This is a genomic window from Curtobacterium sp. MCLR17_039 (assembly GCF_003234745.1).
GTDB classification, from domain to species: domain Bacteria; phylum Actinomycetota; class Actinomycetes; order Actinomycetales; family Microbacteriaceae; genus Curtobacterium; species Curtobacterium flaccumfaciens.
On the sequence record NZ_QKTF01000021.1, the window covers coordinates 25104 to 43241 of the forward strand.

At 70.1% G+C, this 18138-nt stretch carries 13 protein-coding genes and 1 other RNA gene; 8 read left to right on the forward strand and 6 right to left on the reverse strand.

The window, feature by feature from the left end:
* Positions 1 to 351 precede the first annotated feature (351 nt).
* The 3 genes from rnpB to map all read right to left on the reverse strand — a co-directional run bounded on the left by rnpB (position 352) and on the right by map (position 2590).
* Positions 352 to 712: RNase P RNA component class A (rnpB, locus tag DEJ00_RS17240), an RNA gene on the reverse strand.
* Positions 713 to 935: 223 nt separating this feature from the next.
* Positions 936 to 1685 (reverse strand): polyphosphate--glucose phosphotransferase, encoded by a 750-nt coding sequence (ppgK, locus tag DEJ00_RS17245; RefSeq protein WP_027465446.1) that lies wholly within the window; start codon positions 1683 to 1685, stop codon positions 936 to 938.
* A gap of 41 nt (positions 1686 to 1726) precedes the next feature.
* A complete protein-coding gene (gene map / locus DEJ00_RS17250) occupies positions 1727 to 2590 on the reverse strand; it encodes a type I methionyl aminopeptidase (protein WP_027465447.1) in 864 nt (287 codons plus the stop codon).
* A gap of 150 nt (positions 2591 to 2740) precedes the next feature.
* On the opposite strand from map, the gene DEJ00_RS17255 reads away from it, so the two are divergent.
* The 6 genes from DEJ00_RS17255 to DEJ00_RS17280 all read left to right on the forward strand — a co-directional run bounded on the left by DEJ00_RS17255 (position 2741) and on the right by DEJ00_RS17280 (position 12565).
* Positions 2741 to 2920 carry an SPOR domain-containing protein gene (locus DEJ00_RS17255; protein WP_027465448.1) on the forward strand — a complete coding sequence of 60 codons (180 nt, stop codon included), beginning with the start codon at positions 2741 to 2743 and terminating at the stop codon, positions 2918 to 2920.
* Positions 2921 to 3034: 114 nt separating this feature from the next.
* A complete protein-coding gene (glnA, locus tag DEJ00_RS17260; RefSeq protein WP_027465449.1) occupies positions 3035 to 4372 on the forward strand; it encodes a type I glutamate--ammonia ligase in 1338 nt (445 codons plus the stop codon).
* Between the two features lie 36 nt (positions 4373 to 4408).
* Positions 4409 to 7360, forward strand: a complete 2952-nt coding sequence (locus tag DEJ00_RS17265) for a bifunctional [glutamine synthetase] adenylyltransferase/[glutamine synthetase]-adenylyl-L-tyrosine phosphorylase (RefSeq protein ID WP_111058208.1) — start codon at positions 4409 to 4411, stop codon at positions 7358 to 7360.
* A gap of 591 nt (positions 7361 to 7951) precedes the next feature.
* Complete coding sequence (locus DEJ00_RS17270; protein WP_111058209.1) at positions 7952 to 9592, forward strand: glycosyltransferase family 2 protein; 1641 nt, start codon at positions 7952 to 7954, stop codon at positions 9590 to 9592.
* A complete protein-coding gene (locus tag DEJ00_RS17275) occupies positions 9585 to 11141 on the forward strand; it encodes a glycosyl hydrolase (RefSeq protein WP_071244547.1) in 1557 nt (518 codons plus the stop codon). The genes DEJ00_RS17270 and DEJ00_RS17275 overlap by 8 nt, the downstream gene beginning before the upstream one ends.
* A complete protein-coding gene (locus tag DEJ00_RS17280; RefSeq protein ID WP_051596711.1) occupies positions 11138 to 12565 on the forward strand; it encodes a UDP-glucose/GDP-mannose dehydrogenase family protein in 1428 nt (475 codons plus the stop codon). Before DEJ00_RS17275 ends, DEJ00_RS17280 begins: the two co-directional genes overlap by 4 nt.
* A gap of 437 nt (positions 12566 to 13002) precedes the next feature.
* Here the strand turns inward: DEJ00_RS17280 and glnA (DEJ00_RS17285) are convergent, their stop codons facing one another.
* Positions 13003 to 14427, reverse strand: a complete 1425-nt coding sequence (gene glnA, locus DEJ00_RS17285; protein WP_027465453.1) for a type I glutamate--ammonia ligase — start codon at positions 14425 to 14427, stop codon at positions 13003 to 13005.
* Positions 14428 to 14568: 141 nt separating this feature from the next.
* Between glnA (DEJ00_RS17285) and DEJ00_RS17290 the strand changes: the two genes are divergently transcribed.
* Positions 14569 to 15024: an RDD family protein gene (locus DEJ00_RS17290; RefSeq protein WP_071244549.1), complete on the forward strand. Its 456-nt coding sequence runs from the start codon at positions 14569 to 14571 to the stop codon at positions 15022 to 15024.
* Positions 15025 to 15198: 174 nt separating this feature from the next.
* Here DEJ00_RS17290 and DEJ00_RS17295 read toward each other — a convergent pair whose 3' ends face one another.
* Positions 15199 to 15915, reverse strand: a complete 717-nt coding sequence (locus tag DEJ00_RS17295) for a DUF4191 domain-containing protein (protein ID WP_027465455.1) — start codon at positions 15913 to 15915, stop codon at positions 15199 to 15201.
* A gap of 129 nt (positions 15916 to 16044) precedes the next feature.
* Here DEJ00_RS17295 and DEJ00_RS18740 point away from each other — a divergent pair, with 129 nt between their 5' ends.
* A complete protein-coding gene (locus DEJ00_RS18740; protein WP_220038892.1) occupies positions 16045 to 16935 on the forward strand; it encodes a hypothetical protein in 891 nt (296 codons plus the stop codon).
* An 83-nt stretch (positions 16936 to 17018) separates the two neighbouring features.
* Here the strand turns inward: DEJ00_RS18740 and sucB are convergent.
* On the reverse strand, positions 17019 to 18138 hold a 1120-nt coding region (sucB, locus tag DEJ00_RS17305), incomplete at its 5' end, for a 2-oxoglutarate dehydrogenase, E2 component, dihydrolipoamide succinyltransferase (protein WP_111058210.1).

The window sequence follows — 18138 nt, forward strand, 5'->3', positions numbered from 1 at the left end:
GTCGCAACGCGTCGGGGGCGTGCCGCCGAGAGGTCACGAACTGTCGGCTGCGGTCCCGCCGGCCGACCGTTGGTGACCGCTCGGCGGACCTGAGCGGGGAGTCGTGACCGCGCGCGGCGCGCGCGCCGTCTGACGGGAGGCCCGTGGCGGCGCGGCACCGCGCCTCCTGACCGTCGTGGGCTGGTCGCAACGCGTCGGGGGCGTGCCGCCGAGAGGTCACGAACTGTCGGCTGCGCTCCTGCCAACCGACCGTTGGTGACCACTCGGCGGACCTGAGCGGGGAGTCGTGACCGCGCGCGGCGCCTGACGGGAGTCCCGACCGCGCGGGCCAACGCGGCGCGGAGAAGGGGGCGAATGGGCCGGCCGTACGCCGGGTTCTGTCCCGCCACTTGCGCGGCGGTGACGGCCATCTCTCTCGGACCGACGTTGCCGTCGGCCTCCAGCGGTCTACCCGAGGACTCGGCGAGCAGCCTCAACGTCCTCTGTCTGACCTTGCTCCGGGCGAGGTTTACCGAGCGGATCCGGTCACCCGGACCCCTGGTGGTCTCTTACACCACCGTTTCACCCTTACCGACGTCTCCGCCGGCGGTCTGCTTTCTGTGGCACTGTCTCGCGGATTGCTCCGGGTGGGTGTTACCCACCGCCCTGCTCTGTGGAGCCCGGACGTTCCTCGGCGCTCCCGGGGGAGCGACGCGACCGTCTCACCGACCCATTCGCTGGAGCGAGTCTACCCGGCTCCGCGGTGCCCGATGCGAGGGGAGCCGCACCCACACGCTTACCTGATGAGAACGGGCGTACCTGGTCGAAAGTTCCGACCAGGTACGCCCGATTCGACCAGGTACTCCCGCGGCCAGGGACAGCCGCAACCAGGGACAGCCGCGACCAGGTACAGCCGCGACCAGGTACAGCCGCGACCAGGTACGCCCGCAACCCGACTAGACGCTGCGCGCCGCCAGGGTCGCGGCGCCGATGATGCCGGCGTTGTTGCGGAGCGTCGCGGGGATGATGTCGGCCTGCAGGTCGAGCAGCGGGAGGAACTCCTCGTACTGCTTCGAGACCCCGCCGCCGACGACGAAGAGCTCGGGGGAGAGCAGGGCCTCGAGGGTCGAGTAGTACTTCTGCAGGCGCTTCGCCCAGTGCTTCCACGACAGGTCGTCGCGCTCCTTGGCGGCGAACGAGGCGCGCGACTCGGCATCGTGCCCCTCGATCTCCAGGTGCCCGAGCTCCGAGTTGACGATGAGCACGCCGTCGTTGATGAGCGCGGTGCCGATGCCGGTGCCAAGCGTCGTCACGATGACCAGCCCGTCCTTGCCCTTGGCCGCGCCGAACTGCTGCTCGGCGAACCCGGCGGCGTCGGCGTCGTTGACGAAGTGGATGGAGCGGCCGAGTTCCTTCTCGAACAGTGCCTCGGCCTCGAAGCCGATCCACTTCTTCGACACGTTCGCGGCGGACATCGTCTTGCCGTCCCGCACGATCGCCGGGAAGCAGACGCCGACGGGGACGTCGTCACCGGGGGCGAGCTCGCCGATGATCTCCTTGACCACCGCCGTGATGTCCTGGGGCTTCCCGCCCTCGGGCGTGGCCTTCTTGATGCGGTCCGTGGTGAGGGCGCCGGACGCGACGTCGACGATCGCGCCCTTGATGCCCGTACCACCGATGTCGACGCCGACTGCGAGGGAGGTCATGAGGTTGTCGTGCCTTTCGGTTGCCTGCCGGAGGTGTCCGGTCAGGAGACGGTGAGGAGCTCCGCGCCGCGTTCGGTGACGACGAGGGTGTGCTCGAACTGCGCGGTCCACGACTTGTCACGGGTCGAGACCGTCCAGTCGTCGGACCAGATGTCGGCCTCGATGCCGCCGAGCGTGAGCATGGGTTCGATCGTGAACACCATGCCGGGTTCGATCACCGTGTCGTACTGCGGTGCGTCGTAGTGGGGGATGATCAGGCCGGAGTGGAAGGCCCGACCGACGCCGTGTCCGGTGTAGTCGCGGACGACGCCGTAGCCGAAGCGCTTCGCGTACGCCTCGATGGCGCGGCCGATCACGTTGACCTGCCGGCCCGGGGCGACGGCCCTGATACCGCGACGCAGTGCCTCTTCGGTGCGTGTCACCAGGTCCGACACCTCGGGCGCTGCCTGCCCGACGACGAACGTGCGGTTCGTGTCGCCGTGCATGCCGTCCTTGTAGGCGGTGATGTCGATGTTGACGAGGTCGCCCTCCTGCAGGACGGTGTCGTCGGGGATGCCGTGGCAGATGACCTCGTTGAGGCTCGAGCAGAGCGACTTCGGGTAGCCGCGGTACCCGAGCGTGGAGGGGTAGGCGCCGTGCGCGACGACGAACTCGTGCCCGATGCGGTCCAGCTCGTCGGTGGTCACGCCGGGGCGGATGGCCTCGCCGACGGCGTCGATGGCCTGCGACGCGATGCGTCCGGCGACGCGGATGCGCTCGACCTCGTCCGGTGTGTAGGTGTCACCGAGACCGTGCTCGTGGGGCTCGACCTTCCCGACGTACTCCGGACGCTCGATGTCCTTCGGGACGGCGCGGTGCGGGGAGATGCGGCCGGCGGTCAGGTGTCCGTGTTCGTCCCGGGGCATGCGGACCACTCTAGCCGCGGCGCGACGCGCCGAACGCAACCGCCCCACGGTGCGGCCCCACGCCGGTGGGCGTGACTGCCTGGAGGCCCGGTGCCGGTCCGCCGGACCGGCACCGGGCCTCCAGACGGTTGCGTGGGTACGGTGGGCGGCATGAGCGAAGACCGCATCGAGTCCCAGTGGTGGTTCAACGACAAGACCGGCCAGGTCGAGCAGGGCCCGCAGTCCCCGCAGCGTGACCGGATCGGTCCGTTCGCGACGCGAGAAGAGGCGCAGCACGCGCTCGACCGCATCGCCGCGAACAACGAGAAGTGGGACGCCGAGGACCGCTGAGCACCGCGGGCGGCGCCCCGGTGACGGCGCGTCGCACGGCCCCGCGCACACCGCCGGACCACTAGCCTGGGACGAGGCCCGCCAGCGGCCACCCGATACACGGAAAGGTCGTGCATGGACAAGCAGACGGACTTCGTGCTCCGCACCATCGAGGAGCGCGGCATCAAGTTCATCCGACTCTGGTTCACGGACGTCATCGGGACGCTGAAGTCGGTGGCGATCGCCCCGGCCGAGGTCGAGGGCGCGTTCGCCGAGGGCATCGGGTTCGACGGCTCCGCGATCGAGGGCCTCACCCGTTCCTACGAGGCCGACGTCCTGGCGCACCCGGACCCCTCGACCTTCCAGATCCTGCCGTGGCGCGGCGAGATCGACCCCACCGCGCGGATGTTCTGCGACATCACGACCCCGGACGGGCAGCCCGCCGTGGCCGACCCCCGCAACGTGCTGAAGCGCACCCTGGCGCGGGCGAGCGACCGCGGGTTCACGTTCTACACGCACCCCGAGATCGAGTTCTACCTGCTGAAGAGCCGCGAGTGGAAGGACGGCGGCCCGCAGCCCGTCGACCAGGCCGGCTACTTCGACAACGTCCCCGGCGGCAGCGCGCACGACTTCCGTCGCCGGTCGGTCCGGATGCTCGAGGACCTCGGCATCTCGGTCGAGTTCTCGCACCACGAGGCCGGCCCCGGGCAGAACGAGATCGACCTCCGCTACGCCGACGCGCTGACGATGGCGGACAACATCATGACCTTCCGCACCGTGGTGAAGGAAGTGGCGATCGAGCAGGGCGTCTACGCGACGTTCATGCCGAAGCCGATCTCGGGCCAGCCCGGGTCCGGCATGCACACCCACGTGTCGCTGTTCGAGGGCGACCAGAACGCCTTCTACGAGGCCGGTGGCCAGTACCAGCTGTCGCAGACGGCCAAGCACTTCATCGCCGGCGTGCTCAAGCACGCGCCGGAGATCACCGCGGTGACGAACCAGTTCGTCAACTCGTACAAGCGGCTCTGGGGCGGCGACGAGGCCCCGTCCTTCGTGACCTGGGGCCACAACAACCGCTCGGCCCTGGTGCGCGTGCCGCTCTACAAGCCGAACAAGGGCCAGTCCTCGCGCATCGAGTACCGCGGCATCGACTCGGCGGCGAACCCGTACCTGGCGTACTCGCTGCTGCTCGCCGCCGGCCTCAAGGGCATCGAGGAAGAGTACGAGCTCCCCGCTGAGGCCGAGGACAACGTCTGGAGCCTCAGCGACTCCGAACGCCGGGCCCTGGGCTACAGCCAGTTGCCCGCGAGCCTCGACCACGCTCTGAGCCTCATGGAGGACTCCGAGCTGGTGGCCGAGACCCTCGGCGAGCAGGTGTTCAACTTCGTGCTGCTCAACAAGCGGCAGGAGTGGAAGCGCTACCGCGACCAGGTCACTCCGTTCGAGCTCGACACCAACCTCGGCGCGCTCTAGAGCCGAGCGCCCTGACCCCTCGGGAGCACGTTCCACATGACCGGTCGGACGACGACGTCACGTTCGGAGCTGGCCCGTCTGGGGTTCGCGGAGCTGTCGGAGAGCCTCGAGCGGGCTGCCGACCTGGAGGCCCGGTTCGGCCCCGACGTGCCGCTGCCGGTCGCCGGGTCTGCCGCGCTCTGGGGCGGCACCGCTGATCCGGACGGCGCCCTGCGGATGCTCGAGCGGCTGCTCGAGCGCGCGCCGGACGAGCTCCGCCCCGTCCTGACGGACGACGCGGCGACCGAGCGCCTGGTCCGCCTGCTCGGCGCCTCGATCGGTCTCGGGGAGTTCCTGCACCGACGTCCTGCGGAGCTCGCCCTGCTGCTCGAACCGGTCGGCGAACCGTGGTCGCAGGAGCGGTACACGGCGTCGCTGACCGAGGCCGTCGACGGCGCCACGGGTGAGGACGCCCGGATGCGCCTGCGCGTGCGCTACCGCCGGCACCTGGCCCAGATCGCCCTGTTCGACGTGCTGCACCCCGTGCCGACGGACGCGTTCCCGGCCGTGGCTGCCGGACTCGCCGACCTGGCGGGAGCCACCCTCGACGCGGCGGTCGACATCGCGCGGCGCGAGGTGCCGTTCCCCGCGGCCGACGTCGCGGCCACGCCGCTCGCCGTGATCGCGATGGGCAAGGCCGGTGCGCGCGAGCTCAACTACGTCAGCGACGTCGACGTCATCTTCGTCACCGAGCCCACCGACGACGTCCCCACCGACCGGGCCGTGCTCGTCTCCACCCGCATCGCGATCGCCGCAATGCACGCGATCACCGACCTCGCCGCCGAGCCCGCCCTGTGGGAGGTCGACGCGAACCTCCGGCCCGAGGGCAAGGACGGCGCACTCGTGCGCACCCTCGACTCGCACGTGGCGTACTACGAGCGCTGGGCGAAGGGGTGGGAGTTCCAGGCGCTGCTCAAGGCCCGGCCGATCGCCGGGTCCGCCGACCTCGGTGCCCGGTACGCCGAGGCCGTCGCGTCGTTCGTGTGGAACTCCTCCACCCGACCGGGCTTCGTCGAGTCGGTGCAGCGGATGCGCGAGCGGGTGACCGAGCACATCCCCGACGCCGACGTCGACCGGCAGCTCAAGCTCGGCCCCGGCGGCCTGCGGGACGTCGAGTTCACCGTGCAGCTCCTGCAGCTCGTGCACGGCCGCGACGACCCGTCCGTGCGGGTCCGGTCGACGCTCGAGGCGATGGAGGCCCTGACCGACGCCGGGTACGTCGGCCGTGCCGAGGCCGCTCGGTTCGGGCCGGACTACGCCCTGCTCCGGGTACTCGAGCACCGCATCCAGCTCCGGCGCCTGCAGCGGACGCACCTGATGCCCTCCGACGAAGAGGAACTGCGGGTGCTCGCCCGGTCGAGTGGTGTCGCCGCGTCGGCCCCGGCGCTCGAGGCCCGCTGGCGTGCCGTGAAACTCGAGGTCCGCGGGCTGCACGAGCGCCTGTTCTACCGGCCGCTGCTGTCCGCCGTGGCCTCGACCGAGGACGAGATCGTCCTGACCAACGACCAGGTCGTCGACCGGCTCGCCGGCGTCGGGTTCGTCGACCCCGCCGGAGCCGTCGGCCACATCCGCGCCCTGACGCAGGGCACGAGCCGGCGTGCGGCGATCCAGCGGAACCTGCTCCCGGTGCTCCTGCGGTGGATGGCCGAGGGGCCGGCACCGGATCGCGCGCTGCTGGCCTTCCGCCGGCTGAGCGACGGCCTGGGGGAGTCGAGCTGGTTCCTCCGCATGCTGCGCGACTCGTCGGGTGCCGCGCACTCGCTCACCACGGTGCTGTCCGAGTCGGCGTTCCTGTCCGGGCTGCTCGAGCGGTTCCCCGAGGCGGTCGCCTGGCTCGACGAACCCGAGGCGCTGCTGCGTCCGCGGCCGATCGACGCCCTGCTCGCCGAGATGACCGCGACCACCGCCCGGCACGGCGACGACGTCGACGGCTCCGCGGCGCTGCTCCGGTCGACCCGACGTCGGGAGACCCTGCGGCTCGGCATGGCCGCCGTGCTCGGCTCGCTCGACGTCGACGGCCTCGGCCCGGCCCTGAGCGACGTCACCGAGGCGACCCTTGCCGGTGCCCTCGCGCTCGCGCGCCGTGACGCCCCCGAGGGCTTCGAGTTCGGGATCATCGCGATGGGCCGGTACGGCGGGCGGGAGCTCGGCTTCGGCTCGGACGCCGACGTGCTGTACGTGTACCGCGCACCCGACCTGGCCCCCGAGGTCGCTTCCCGGACCGCCCAGACCATCGTGCGCGAGCTCAACCGGCTGACCGAGGACACGATCCACCCGCTCGACCTCGACATCGACCTGCGCCCCGAGGGCAAGAACGGTCCCGTCGTGCGGACACTCGAGTCCTACGGCGCCTACTACGCCCGCTGGTCGCTCACGTGGGAGGCGCAGGCGCTCCTCCGCGCCCGCGGGGCCGTCGGCGACGCGCAACTCCTGCGTGACTTCGAGCACCTCGCCGACCGCACCCGGTACCCCGAGCGGATCGACGACCACCAGGTGCGCGAGGTCCGCCGCATCAAGGCCCGCGTCGAGTCGGAACGGCTGCCGCGCGGTGCCGACCCCGCCCGGCACCTCAAGCTCGGCCGGGGATCGCTCAGCGACGTCGAGTGGTTCGTGCAGCTCCTGCAGCTGCAGCACGCGCTCGAGATCCCGTCGCTCCGCACCACGTCGACGCTCGAGGCGCTCGACGCCGCGGTCGACGCCGGACTCGTCGGCGCCGAGGACGGCGAGCGGCTCGGGGCCGCCTGGCGCTTCGCATCGCGCACCCGGAGTGCCCTCGTGCTGTGGTCGGGGAAGACCACCGACGTCCTGCCCGTCGACCGCGTCCAGCTCGAGGGTGTCGCCCGTCTGATGGAGTACCCGCCGGGCTCCGCGAGCCGCCTCGAGGACGACTACCTCGGCGTCACGCGGCGCGCCCGACAGGTGTTCGAGCGCGAGTTCTACGGCGCCTGACCCGCCCGCGACAGGACGCCGCGTCGCCTGCGACGGGACGCTGCGTCGCCCGCGACAGGACGCCGCGTCGCCCGCGACAGGACGCCGCGTTGCCCGCGACACGCCCGGACGTCTCCGGACGGGCCCGACCTGAGCAGCCGTCGAAGGTTAATTCCCCGTGTCGAGGGGCGTCCCCCGACGGCACCCCGTTCGTACCCCTGTTCGAAACAGAGTCCATCTCGTTACCGCGCCGTGACCGAACTCCCACCGGACCGCCAGGGGACCATTTCCGGTGCCCCCCGACACGCCACGTGACCACCTGTTGACCAGGGCTTTCCATCTGACCCGACCCGTGCCTCCAGGCCGCACCTGTCGCCCATCGAAGTGAGCCTCCGCGGTCGCGTGGTCCGCAGGATTGCTGTCAGCACGACGGGGGACCGCTCCGACCGGCCGAGAGGGGGACCAGTGTGTACCCCGTAACGCGCCCGTAACGCCCCCGGACGGGGGCCGCGTTGCGCGCGCGTTCAGGTTCTGCATCAATGGCATCACCCGAACCGGCCCTGATTCCCCGATGAAGCGGAATCTCCACCTCGAACGTTGAAGCAGGGATCAGTGTTCACCTTCATTCTGCAGATCAGGCAGATGGTCGAAGGGCACCCCGAGTTCTACCTGTTCGCCGTGTACTCCGCGGTGATCTGGTTGCTCTGGTTGCTCAAGGTCGTCATCTCCGCCCGTTACCGCCCCTTCACCGGCACCTTCGTCGGTACCACCAGCGTCGTCGTCCCCGTCGTGGACGAACCGCTCGACCTGTTCCGCGACGTCATCGGCCGCATGGTCGAGCAGCAGCCCGGCGAGATCATCGTCGTCATCAACGGTGCTCGCAACGAGGCGCTCGAAGAGGTCTGCGACGAGTTCGCCCCACTCGTCCGCTGGACCCACACGCCCATCCCGGGCAAGCGCAACGCCGTCAAGGTCGGCACCGAGATGTCCAACGGCGACATCACCGTGCTGGTCGACTCCGACACCGTCTGGACCCCCGGCGCGCTCGAGGAACTCCTCCGGCCGTTCGCCGACGAGTCCGTCGGTGGCGTCACGACCCGGCAGCGCATCCTCGAGCCGGAGCGCAGCTGGATCACCCGCTGGGCCGACTGGCTCGAGAACTCGCGGGCGCTCTACTCGATGCCGGCACAGAGTGTCCTCGGGCAGATCGGCTGCCTGCCCGGGCGCACCATCGCGTTCCGCCGGAGCATCCTCATGCGGGTGATGGACCGGTTCATGCACGAGAAGTTCATGGGCGTGTTCCTCGAGGTCTCCGACGACCGGACGCTGACGAACCTCACGCTCAAGGAGGGGTACCGGACCGTCTACCAGTACACGTCGCTGGTCTACACGGACGCCCCGCTGCAGGTGAAGAAGCTGTTCAAGCAGCAGCTCCGCTGGGCTCGCGGCTCGCAGTACAACACGCTGCGGATGCTGCCGTGGATGCTCGGCCACGCCCCGATCCTGGCGGCGTTCTTCATCACCGACATCATCCTGCCGTTCATGCTCTTCGGCGTGATCGCCGGCTGGATCTACCGCGCCTTCACCGGCCAGGGCGAGAACCTGTACCAGGGAATCCTGTCGCAGTACGGCTTCTCGACCGGCTTCGTCTACGTCGCGGCGCTCATGGTGATCTCGAGCGTGCTGAGCATGGCGATCCGCCAGATGCGGCACCTGTCCGAGAAGCCGAGCGACTTCTTCCGCCTGCCGATGTTCATCATCGTGTCGACGTTCTTCCTGATGCCGATCCGGCTCATCGGCTTCTTCCGCCTGGCGCACGCGTCCGGCTGGGGGACCCGAGCCGGCGCCTACGCCGGTGGTCCGATGCAGGAGGACCCGGCGGACGCAGTCCAGCCGCTGTCCGCCACCGCGCAGATCCCGGCCAGCCCGATCGACGCCGAACGTGCCCGGATGAACGGCGCGGACCTTGGCTCGGCGGGTTCGGGTTCGGGCTCGTCCGCTCCGCTCGACACCGTCGACCAGGTGGCCGTCGACCGCGCGTTCGACGAGCTCTTCGGCGCCGACGCGGCGACCAACTCCACCACCACCGTCCTCGCCACCCGCCGCGAGGCCGCAGCCGCGGTCGCGCAGCAGGAGGCCCAGCGAGCAGCCGCGCCGGCCCCCGCCCGAGCCCGCCGGTACAACCCGTACGCAGCGATCCCGTACGTGATCGGCATCGCGATCTTCGCCCTGGAGGCGTTCCTCATTGTCTGACATCATCCGTTCCTCGAGTGCTTGGTGGGCGCAGTCCAGCAAGCACGCCCGCCGGACGGCCATCGGCACGACGGCCATCGTGCTGGCGCTCGGCCTCATCACCTGGTCGGTGTGGATCTCGCCCACCGGCCCCGTCTCGACCGCCGTGCACCAGGCGCTCGGCGTCGAGGCGCCGAAGGCCAAGAAGGTGTCCGCCGCCGAGCTGCAGACGCAGCTCGACGCCGCCCAGGAGCGCATCTGGTCGCTCGAGGGCAAGCTCGACTCCCGCACGGCCCAGGCCGGGTCGCGCGGCGACCAGATCTCGGAACTCAAGGCGCAGATCGCGTCGCTGCAGTCCCAGCTCGGTGCGGCGAAGAGCTCGGGAGGCTCGTCCAACGTCAACGCCGCGGGCTCCGGCAGCGGTGGCTCGGGTTCCGGCGGGGCCGGTGCCGGTTCCGCCGGCGGGTCCGGTTCGGGTTCGTCGGACAACGGGTCGGGCAGCGGTTCGGGTTCGGGTTCGGGCAACGGCGGTGGGTCGAAGCCGAACCCCGGCCCCTCGACCGACCCGGGTGCCACCCCGGTCGTCACGCCGACGAAGGCCGAGATCCTCGGCCAGCAGTCGCGCTGGTACGGCCTGTACACCGCGCAGTCCCCGTTCAACTGGGCCGAGTACGACGAGGTCTCCCGTCAGGTCGGCACCGCGTCGAACATGACCGGCTTCTTCCAGGGCTTCGACCAGGAGTTCAACGCCACCGCGGTGCAGCGCTCCTGGGCCAACGGTCGGGTCCCCCTCATGACGTGGGAGACGGTGCCGGCGCAGACCGGCAACGACCAGAAGTACGTCCCCGGGTACACGAACGACGACATCTCCGGTGGGTCGTTCGACGCCTACCTGACGAAGTACGCCAAGGCGCTTGCGGCCAACGGGCAGCCGATGGTCATCCGTCTCGACCACGAGATGAACGGCTCCTGGTACAACTGGTCCGAGGGTGACGCCCAGAAGAACCCCGTCGGCTCCTACAAGAAGATGTGGAAGCACGTGCACGACGTCTTCCAGGCGAACGGCGCGAACAAGTACGTCATCTGGGACTGGTCCCCGAGCCGCATCGACAAGCTCGGCAACACGAAGTACCAGACGCTCGAGTACATGCAGCAGTACTACCCGGGTGCGGACTACGTGGACTGGGTCGGCATGAGCGGCTACTACCGCGACGCCACCGAGCAGCCGACGTTCGCCACGACCTTCGGAGCGACGCTCGCGCAGCTCCGGCAGATCGCGCCGGGCAAGGGCATCATGCTCAACGAGATCGGGGCGACCGAGACCGGCACCAGTGTCGCGAACCCGCAGAAGACGCAGTGGATCAACTCGCTCTTCGATGCGCTGGCGGACCCCGCCAACAAGGACATCGTCGGCTTCGCGTACTTCAGCGAGACCGCGACCACCATCATCGACGGCAAGCGCACCACGAACGACTGGCGCCTCAACTCCCGCGCCGATTCCCTCAAGGCCTTCGCCGAGGGCATCAAGCGCAACGACATCGACTACGACCTGCAGGAGGTCACGCAATGAGCGAGTCCAAGAAGTCGACCGCATCGGCCGACACCCGTCCCGCACCCGTCATCAGCGTCATCGGCACCGGCTACCTCGGTGCCACCCACGCGGCCGCCATGGCCGAGATGGGCTTCGAGACCATCGGCGTCGACATCGACCCGTCGAAGCTCGCCGCGCTGTCCGCCGGTGAGGTCCCGTTCTTCGAGCCCGGGCTGCCCGAGCTCATCACGAAGCACGTCGCCAGCGGCAAGCTCCGCTTCACCTCCGACATCGCCTCGGCCGTGGCCGCTGCGGACGTCCACTTCGTCTGCGTCGGCACCCCGCAGAAGGCCGGATCGCACGCCGCGAACCTGGCCTACGTGGAGAGCGCCACCCGTGGCGTCGCCGAGAACCTCACCCACCCGGGCCTCATCGTCGGCAAGTCGACGGTCCCTGTGGGCACGGCATCGCGTCTCCGTGGCATCGTCCGCGAGTTCACCCCCGCCGGCATCGACGCGGAGCTCATCTGGAACCCCGAGTTCCTGCGCGAGGGCAAGGCCGTCGAGGACACGCTGCACCCGGACCGTCTGGTCTGGGGCGGAGCCTCCGAGGCCGCCGACGCCGTGATCCGCGAGGTCTACGCCGCACCGATCAGCGAGGGCACCCCCGTCATCACCACCGACCTCGCCACCGCGGAGCTCGTCAAGGTGAGCGCCAACGCGTTCCTCGCCACGAAGATCTCGTTCATCAACGCGATCTCCGAGATGTGCGCGATCACCGGTGCCGACGTCTCCACGCTGGCCGACGCCCTCGGCCACGACGCCCGCATCGGCCGGAAGTTCCTGAACGCCGGACTCGGCTTCGGCGGCGGCTGCCTGCCGAAGGACATCCGGGCGCTCATGTACCGCGCGAACGAGATCGGCGCGGGCCAGGTCGTCGGCCTCATGCAGCAGGTCGACGAGATCAACATGGGGCAGCGCCAGCGGGTCATCGACATGGCGATCGACTCGGCCGGGGGATCGGTGCTCAACCGCCGCGTGGCCGTCATCGGTGCCGCGTTCAAGCCGCTGACCGACGACGTCCGGGACTCCCCGGCGCTCAACGTCGCCGCTGCGCTGCACCTCCGCGGCGCACAGGTGACGCTCTGGGACCCCGAGGCGATGGAACCCGCGAAGCGCTCGTTCCCGACGCTGAGCTACGCCGCCTCGATGACGGACGCGATCGAGGGCGCCGACGTCGTCCTCGTGCTCACCGAGTGGGACGACATCATCACCGCCGACCCGGTCGCCCTCGGTGACCTCGTCGGGCGCCGCGTCGTCATCGACGCGCGCAACTGCCTCCCGGTCTCCGACTGGGTGAAAGCGGGGTGGACCGTCCGTTCCCTGGGACGTCCCACGCCGGTCACGGGTGCACCCGTGAGCGTCGCAGCGGGGACGAACGACGCGTTGGCCACGAGCCGCTAGTCACCGTTCGCGAGACGGGGTCCGTGCCGGGCGGCGCGGGCCCCGTTCCCGTGCGCCCGGGGCCGTACCTGGTCCGACCGGGCGTTCCTGGTCGAATCGGGCGTACCTGGTCGTTCCGGGCGTACCGGGTCGAACCGGGCGTACCGGGTCGGAAGTTCTGACCAGGTACGCCCGATTCCGCTTTCCAGTCCAGCTGCGATGGGAAGGAACGTGCGTCGCGACCGCCTGGAGGCCCGGCGCCCGCCCGCCGGACCGGCACCGGGCCTCCAGGCGGTCGCGTCAGCACCCCGCGCTGACGGTGGCCGCGTTCTCTCGCGCTGGGCGACACCTCACGGGCGGCGCAGCCCGTGAGGTGTCGCCCAGCCCGAAACGTGGCCGGTACGACGAAGGGCCCCGCACCTGACGGTGCGGGGCCCTTCGTGTGGTGTCAGCGGAACTCAGACGCCGAAGTACAGCTCGTACTCGAACGGGTGCGGGCGCTGGGCCAGCGGGAGGATCTCGTTCTCGCGCTTGTAGTCGATCCAGGTCTGGATGAGGTCCTCGGTGAAGACGTTGCCCTTCGTGAGGAACTCGTGGTCCGCCTCGAGCGCGTCGAGCGCCTCGTCGAGGGAGCCGGGGACCTGGGGGATGCCCTTCGCCTCTTCCGGCGGGAGCTCGTAGAGGTCCTTGTCGACCGGCTCGTGCGGCTCGATGCGGTTCTGGATGCCGTCGAGGCCCGCCATCAGCTGCGCGGCGAAGGCGAGGTACGGGTTGCCGGAGGCGTCGGGCGCGCGGAACTCGATGCGCTTGGCCTTCGGGTTGGTGCCCGTGATCGGGATGCGGATCGCCGCCGAGCGGTTGCCGGCCGAGTAGACCAGGTTGACCGGCGCCTCGAAGCCCTTGACCAGTCGGTGGTACGAGTTGATCGACGGGTTGGTGAAGGCGAGCAGCGCCGAGGCGTGCTTCAGGATGCCGCCGATGTACCAGCGGGCGAGGTCCGACAGCCCGCCGTAGCCGTTCTCGTCGTAGAAGAGCGGCTTGCCGTCCGACCAGAGCGACTGGTGGGTGTGCATGCCCGAGCCGTTGTCGCCGAAGAGCGGCTTCGGCATGAACGTGGCGACCTTGCCCCACTGGTCAGCGGTGTTCTTGACGATGTACTTGAACTTCAGGATGTCGTCCGCGGCGTGGACCATCGTGTCGAACTTGTAGTTGATCTCCTGCTGGCCGCCCGTGCCCACCTCGTGGTGCGAGCGCTCGAGCTCGAAGCCGGCGTCGATCAGCTTGAGGGTGATGTCGTCGCGCAGGTCGGCGGTCTTGTCGACCGGCGACACGGGGAAGTAGCCGCCCTTGTACGGGGTCTTGTTGGCGAGGTTGCCGCCCTCTTCGTCGCGACCGGTGTTCCAGGCGCCCTCTTCGGAGTCGACCGCGTAGAAGGACTCGTTCTGCGTGACCGAGTAGCGGACGTCGTCGAAGATGTAGAACTCGGCCTCGGGGGCGAAGAACGCGGTGTCCGCGATGCCCGTCGAGGCGAGGTACTTCTCGGCCTTCTTCGCCACCTGGCGCGGGTCACGGCCGTAGATCTCGCCGTTGCGCGGGTTGTAGATGTCGAAGATCATGATGAGCGTGCGCTCGGCGCGGAACTGGTCGACGTACGCCGTGGTCACATCGGGGATCAGCTGCATGTCGGACTCGTGGATCGACGCGAACCCACGGATCGAGGAGCCGTCGAACAGCTGGCCGACCGAGAAGAAGTCCTCGTCGACGGTGGATGCCGGGATGTTGAAGTGCTGCTGCACACCGGGCAGGTCCGTGAAGCGGATGTCGAGGAACTTGACGTCGGTGTCCTTGATGAAGGCCAGGACCTCGGAGGAATCGCTGAACATGGGGCCGATCTCCAATGGGTTGGGTGATGTCGGAGGCACCGGTCAAGGCACCTCCGACGAGGCTATTGACACGGGGTTTCCCGGACATGACTGGTTTGTTTCGGGCGTGTTACGCCCGGGCCGTCGCCTACGCTGGGGACCATGGCCCGCAGCACTCCTAGTCCGTCCGCGCCCTCCGAGCACCCGGACGGGTGGCCGGGCAAGGACCTCGGTCTGCCGGAGTCCGGACCCCGGAGTGTCGGGCGGATCGGCCGGCGGGTCGTGGCGCTGCTGATCGACGGCGCGCTGGCCGACCTGGTCGCCTACGTCACCGGCGTGTGGTCGCCGGTGAACGGTTCGGGCGACATCGCGCACTCCTGGGTGCAGATCGCCATCTTCGCCGTGCTGCAGATCGTGTTCATCTGCCTGCTGTCCGGGTCGTTCGGCCACATCTGCGTCGGACTGCGGGTCGTCCCGATGCGCGGGGGCTACGTGGGGGTGTGGCGGCCGATCCTCCGGACGGTGCTGCTCTGCCTGGTGGTCCCGGCGCTCATCATCGACCGCGACAGCCGGGGCGCGCACGACCGCATCGCCGGGACGGTGCTCGTCCGGCGCTGAGCCGGGCTGTGTGGTGCGAGGATCCGTACTCGGTGCCCGCCTGCGCTTCCCGCACCGAGTACGGAACCTCGCACCGTGCAAGACCGGCTTCGAGCGAGGCACGCGCCCCGCACGCACGAGAACGCCCCCGACCAGGTGGTCGGGGGCGTTCTCGTGTCGTGTGTGGGGCTTCGGTCAGCGCGGCCGTCCGGCGCGGGCCCGCATCGGGTCCATGCCCTTCGGGATCGAGGCCGCGGGGCTCTGCGTCAGCGAGTCGAGACGGTTCGCGACCGCCAGGACCTCGTTGCGGTTGAGCGACTTCTTGAGCTTGTTCATGGCGCGGGGCAGCTTGTGCAGCGTCAGGCTCTCACCGGTACCGTCACCCACGTGCAGCACGTGCACGGCGACGTTCGGGACGATGCGCTGGACCTTGCGGCGCTCCTCGTCGACCTGGCGGTTGAGGTTGCCGCGCTGGCCCTCGGTGATCAGGACGACACCCGGGCGACCCACGGCGCGGTAGACCGCTGCCTGCGAGCGACCGTGCACCGCGACCGGCATCTCGCTCGAGCGCCACTGGCGACGGAGCGAGTTCGACAGCACGGCACCGACGGCGCCGGGCTGGCCTTCGATCTGCGAGTACGCGGCACGTTCGGCCAGACGACCGAGCACGATGAGGAAGAGCAGCACACCGAGCAGCACACCGGCGACGATCCACAGGACGATCGCGAGCCAGTTCTGCCCCGGCAGGAGCAGCGCCAGCAGGACACCGAGGACGACCGGACCGACGAAGGCGAGGGCGAACCACCAGACCGACGACGGGTCGGCCTTTCGGGTCATCTGGAAGACCTGGAACATCTGCTTGAGACGCCCCGGCTCCTTCGCCTTCTTGTCTGTGGAAGAGCTGCGTGCCATGCGAACAGGATACGGCCTCCGTGCGCCGGGGGGAGACCGTCGCGTGTCCGGCTGTGCGCGAACACGTCTTGTCCACAGATGGTGCGGGAGAGCCTGGAGGCCCGCCGCGCCACCGCCACGCTGGTCACCATGGAGACGAGCACCGACCACCACCCGGATCGCTGGATCGCGACCGGCAACGAGCGCGATGAGCACGCCGGGCACGCCGGGCACGCCGGGCACGACGAGCGCGACGTGCTCACGTGGGTCGCCGACCGCTCCGCAGCCGCCGAGCGCCACCTCGTCCCGGTGGCCGCGGTCGGTCGGACGCCGGCTGGGCGTCTCGTGGTCGACCTCGACCGGCCCACGGGCACGCCGCTCGTGCCGGCGCTCGACCGGCTCGGCACCCCGACCACCGGGGTCGCAGTGACCCTGACGGTCCCGCTCCTGGAGCTCCTGGTGTCCGTGCACGACGGCGCGGTCCTGCTCGGTACCGCCGGCATCGACGACGTGCTGGTGGACGACTCCGGTGCCGTGGTGCTCTGCGACCGCCCGACGAACGCGACGAACCCGACCAACCCGACCAACCCGCTCAATGACACGAACCCGATCAACCCAACGAACGCGACGACCCCGACGCGCACCGCGCACTCCACCGATGCGACCCGGACCCTCGTGCTCGCAGCCCGGAGCGTGTGGGACCGTGTCGACCCGGCCGACCCCGCCCAGGCCCAGGTGCTCGGAGCGCTGCAGGACGCCCTCGACGGTGACGGGCCGAGCGCACGAGCAGCACTCGACGTCGTCCGTGCCGCCGCCGCGCCCCGCCCGTTCCGGTGGACCCCCGTACCGAGCGACCTCGTGTTCGCCGAACCGCCGACACCGGACCGGCAGAACGGACTGCTTGATCGTCTGCGGGACGTGGTCGAGCACGGCGTCCCACTCGGAGCCGGACGACGACTCCCGCTCCGCCGTGTCCTCGTGGGGCTCGTCGTCACCGTCGGGTCGGCGGTCGCCGCGCTGACCCTGCTCGGCGGCGGGTGACGCCGAACCCGACCGGCAACGGGAACGGGAACGGCCCCGGCTCCCACGAGGGGAACCGGGGCCGTCGGCCGTGCTGCTGGTGATCAGTACCCGAGGTTCGGGGCGAAGTTGCCCTCTTCGAGACGGTTCTTCACCGCGACGAGGTACCGCGAGGCGTCCGCACCGTCGATGATCCGGTGGTCGTACGACAGCGCCAGGTAGACGAACGAGCGGATGGCGATGGCCTCCTGGCCGTCGACCTTCACGACCGCCGGGCGCTTCGTGACGATGCCGGTGCCGAGGATCGCCGACTGCGGCAGGAACACCACGGGGGTGTCGAACAGCGCGCCACGCGAACCGGTGTTGGTCAGCGTGAACGTGCCGCCGGCGAGCTCGTCGGGCTTCAGCTGGTTGTTCCGGGTGCGCTCGGCGAGGTCCGCGATGGACTTCGAGAACTGCGCCAGGTCCAGCGAGGCCGCGTCCTTGATGACCGGGGTCAGCAGCCCGCGCTCGGTGTCCACCGCGATCGAGACGTTCTCGGTCTCCGGGTAGACGATCTCGTCACCCTCGACCGTGGAGTTGATCTTCGGGTGGGCCTTCAGCGCCTCGGACGCCGCGAGGGCGAAGAACGGCATGAAGGAGAGCTTCGAGCCGGTCTTCTCGAGGAACTCCGCCTTGTGGGCGTCGCGGAACTGCGCCACCTTCGTGACGTCGACCTCGACGACGCTCGTGAGCTGTGCGGTCGAGGTCATCGACTGCACGGCACGCTCGGCGACGACCTTGCGCAGGCGGGTCATCTTCTCGCGGGTTCCGCGCAGCGGCGAGACCTCGGCGACGAACGGGCCGGAAGCGGCGGCGGGTGCTGCTGCAGCCGAGGCGGCCGGGGCCTTCGCGGCGGCGGCGAGGACGTCCTCCTTGCGGATGCGCCCCCCGACACCGGAGCCCGTGACCGTGGACAGGTCGACGCCCTGCTCGTTCGCGAGCTTGCGCACCAGCGGGGTGACGTAGCCGGAGGCTGCGCCGTCCTGCGTGGGGTTCGGCACCGCGGCGGCGGCCGTGGCACTCGGCGCGGACGCCGGAGCCGGTGCGGCTGCCGGAGCGGCCTGGGCCGGCACGGCTGCCGGCGGTGCGGCTGCGGGCGGCGGGACCGGAGCGGCGGCCGGGACCGGCGCTGCCGCGGGCGGGGCGGACGGTGCCTGCGGGGCGGCGGGCTGCGTCTGACCG

What these genes read in the sequence shown, in the direction of transcription:
- ppgK (WP_027465446.1), bottom strand. Translation starts at nt 1,685, where the DNA reads ATGACCTCCCTCGCAGTCGGCGTCGACATCGGTGGTACGGGCATCAAG.
- map (WP_027465447.1), bottom strand. Translation starts at nt 2,590, where the DNA reads ATGCCCCGGGACGAACACGGACACCTGACCGCCGGCCGCATCTCCCCG.
- DEJ00_RS17255 (WP_027465448.1), top strand. Translation starts at nt 2,741, where the DNA reads ATGAGCGAAGACCGCATCGAGTCCCAGTGGTGGTTCAACGACAAGACC.
- glnA (WP_027465449.1), top strand. Translation starts at nt 3,035, where the DNA reads ATGGACAAGCAGACGGACTTCGTGCTCCGCACCATCGAGGAGCGCGGC.
- DEJ00_RS17265 (WP_111058208.1), top strand. Translation starts at nt 4,409, where the DNA reads ATGACCGGTCGGACGACGACGTCACGTTCGGAGCTGGCCCGTCTGGGG.
- DEJ00_RS17280 (WP_051596711.1), top strand. Translation starts at nt 11,138, where the DNA reads ATGAGCGAGTCCAAGAAGTCGACCGCATCGGCCGACACCCGTCCCGCA.
- glnA (WP_027465453.1), bottom strand. Translation starts at nt 14,427, where the DNA reads ATGTTCAGCGATTCCTCCGAGGTCCTGGCCTTCATCAAGGACACCGAC.
- DEJ00_RS17290 (WP_071244549.1), top strand. Translation starts at nt 14,569, where the DNA reads ATGGCCCGCAGCACTCCTAGTCCGTCCGCGCCCTCCGAGCACCCGGAC.
- DEJ00_RS17295 (WP_027465455.1), bottom strand. Translation starts at nt 15,915, where the DNA reads ATGGCACGCAGCTCTTCCACAGACAAGAAGGCGAAGGAGCCGGGGCGT.
- DEJ00_RS18740 (WP_220038892.1), top strand. Translation starts at nt 16,045, where the DNA reads ATGGAGACGAGCACCGACCACCACCCGGATCGCTGGATCGCGACCGGC.